The 2,442-nt window shown below is 69.7% G+C and carries 3 protein-coding genes and 1 pseudogene; all 4 read left to right on the forward strand.

Annotation, left to right across the window (positions count from 1 at the left end):
• Positions 1-258 precede the first annotated feature (258 nt).
• Positions 259-429 carry a lysine biosynthesis protein LysW gene (gene lysW, locus ACFR9S_RS03780; protein WP_379732479.1) on the forward strand — a complete coding sequence of 57 codons (171 nt, stop codon included), beginning with the start codon at positions 259-261 and terminating at the stop codon, positions 427-429.
• Positions 429-1,310 carry a lysine biosynthesis protein LysX gene (lysX, locus tag ACFR9S_RS03785; protein ID WP_379732478.1) on the forward strand — a complete coding sequence of 294 codons (882 nt, stop codon included), beginning with the start codon at positions 429-431 and terminating at the stop codon, positions 1,308-1,310. The genes lysW and lysX overlap by 1 nt, the downstream gene beginning before the upstream one ends.
• On the forward strand, positions 1,307-2,347 hold the full coding sequence (argC, locus tag ACFR9S_RS03790; protein ID WP_379732477.1) for an N-acetyl-gamma-glutamyl-phosphate reductase: 1,041 nt from the start codon (positions 1,307-1,309) through the stop codon (positions 2,345-2,347). Before lysX ends, argC begins: the two co-directional genes overlap by 4 nt.
• Positions 2,344-2,442: pseudogene (locus tag ACFR9S_RS03795) on the forward strand (acetylglutamate/acetylaminoadipate kinase); the annotation flags it as partial. The gene argC and the pseudogene ACFR9S_RS03795, both read left to right, overlap by 4 nt.

Consider the following 2,442-nt stretch of genomic DNA (forward strand, 5'->3'; position numbering starts at 1 on the left):
CCAGCCCCCGGCGACGCCAGCCCCGCGGCGACAGCCACGGCTACGGCGGGGCCGGCGACGACGCCCGCGGCCGGTCCCCACCCGACTCCGGCGGGGGCCGCGACGGCCCGTCCGGGCCACCACTCACTTCGCGCCGTCGCGGTCGGTTTTGCGCGGCACCGATTCGGCAGAATTTGACGGATAGAAGCGTCTAAGAGTTTATTTTACGGGGATTAAATAGACGGATTAAAGTACACCCGTCGCCTCCCTCGGAGTACGATGTCAGAAGCTGACTGCGTCACGTGCGGCGACAGCGTCACACTGCCCGGAGACGTCGAGATCGGCGAGATCGTCGACTGCGGGAGCTGTGGCACCGAACTCGAAGTCGTGGGCGTCGAGCCCGCCGAGCTGGACGAGGCGCCCGACCTCGCGGAGGACTGGGGGGAGTGATGGACGTCGGTCTGCTCTACTCCCGCATCCGCCCGGACGAGAAGCTCCTGCTGACGGAGCTGCGCGACCGCGGCCACGAGGTCCACAAGGTCGACGTGCGGAAAGCGACGTTCGGCCTCGACGCGCCGCCCGAACCGCTCGGGGAGTGCGACGTGGTGCTCGACCGCTGTCTGGCGACCTCGCGCTCGAAGTACGCGGGCCGGTTCGTGGACCACTACGACGTGCCGGTCGTCAACGGTCCCGAGACGGCGAAGATCTGTTCGGACAAGGTGGAGACGACGCTCGCGCTCTCGAAAGCCGGGATCCCGACGCCGGAGACCACCGTCGCGTTCACGAAGGAGTCGGCGCTGGACGCCATCGAGGAGTTCGGCTACCCCTGCGTGCTGAAGCCGGTCGTCGGGTCGTGGGGCAGACTGATGGCCAAGATCGAGTCGCGCTCGGCCGCCGAGGCCGTGCTCGAACACAAGGAGACGCTGGGCCACTACGAGCACAGCGTGTTCTACGTCCAGCAGTTCGTCGAGAAGCCCGGGCGTGACCTGCGCGTGCTGACCATCGACGGCGAGCCCGTGGCGGCGATGAGCCGCAGTTCGGACCACTGGCTCACCAACGCCGCGACGGGCGCCGAGACGGACTCGTTCGACCTCGATCCCGAGATCGAGAAGCTGGCTCGCGAGGCCAGCGCGGCCGTCGGCGGCGGCCTGCTCGGCGTCGACCTGATGGAACTGCAGTCCGGCGGCTACACTGTCCACGAGGTGAACCACACGGTGGAGTTCAAGGCGCTGAACGCCGCCGTCGACGTGGACGTGGCCGGCGAGATCGTCGACTGGCTGGAAGGGACGTTCGCGGCCCCGGACCCGACGGCCGCGGGGGTGGAGTCGTGACGCTCGCTGCGAGCGTCGTCGGCGCCTCCGGCTTCGCGGGCGGGGAGCTACTCCGCCTGCTCTCGGCACATCCGGAGTTCGAGGTCGTCCAGGCCACCTCTCGCGAGTACGAGAACCACACGGTGGGGTCGGTCCACCCGAACCTCCGCGAACTCGATCTGCGCTTCACCGACCCGACGGACCTCGACTCGGTGGACGCGCTGTTCACGGCGACGCCTCACGGCGTCTCGATGGAGAACGTCCAATCGTACCTCGCCGCCGCCGACACGCTGGTCGACCTCTCGGCGGACTTCCGCCTCGGCAGCGAGGCGGCGTACGACGAGTGGTACGACGGGCACAGTGCGCCGGCGTACCTCGATTCCGCCACGTACGCGCTACCCGAACTCGGCCGTGACGGACTCGAAGACGCGGATATCGTCGCCTCGGGCGGCTGTAACGCCACGGCGACGATGCTCGCACTCAAACCGCTCGTCGACGCGGGCCTGCTGACCCCTGAGGATCAGATCGTCGCCGACCTCAAGGTCGGCTCCTCGGAAGGCGGCGCCGGCGGCGGCGCGGCCTCCTCCCACCCGGAGCGCTCGGGCGTCGTCCGCCCGTACGCGCCCACGGGGCACCGCCACGAGGCCGAGATCGAGGAGCAGTTGGGGCTTTCCCTGTCGTTCACGGTCCACGCGGTGGACATGGTCCGCGGCGCGGCCGCGACCTGTCACACGTTCCCCACGGGCGGCGACGGCGGGATCGAGACGCCCGACCTCTGGGGTGCCTACCGCGACGCCTACGAGGACGAGCCGTTCGTCCGACTCGTCGCCGGCGGCAGTGGCGTGTACCGCTACCCCGAACCGAAGTCGGTCGCGGGCACCAATCTCGCGGAGGTCGGCTTCGCGGCCGACGGCGAGCGCGTCGTCGCGTTCGCGGCCATCGACAACGTGATGAAAGGCGCCGCGGGGCAGGCGGTTCACGCCGCCAACATCGCGTTCGGGCTCGAGGAGACGGCCGGACTCGACCAGCAGGGGCTTCACCCGGTGGGATCGCCATGAGCGAGTCCAACACCGCAGTCGGCCCGGAGCAGCCTCCGCTGGTGGTAAAGATCGGCGGCGCCCGCGCGGTCGACCCGGCGGGCGTGATCGAGGAC

Source organism: Halolamina salina (assembly GCF_042678005.1).
In the GTDB taxonomy this organism is placed as follows: domain Archaea; phylum Halobacteriota; class Halobacteria; order Halobacteriales; family Haloferacaceae; genus Halolamina; species Halolamina salina.

Bases quoted from the DNA above. Each gene is read 5' to 3' on its own strand.
- lysW (WP_379732479.1), top strand. From the start codon at position 259: ATGTCAGAAGCTGACTGCGTCACGTGCGGCGACAGCGTCACACTGCCC.
- lysX (WP_379732478.1), top strand. From the start codon at position 429: ATGGACGTCGGTCTGCTCTACTCCCGCATCCGCCCGGACGAGAAGCTC.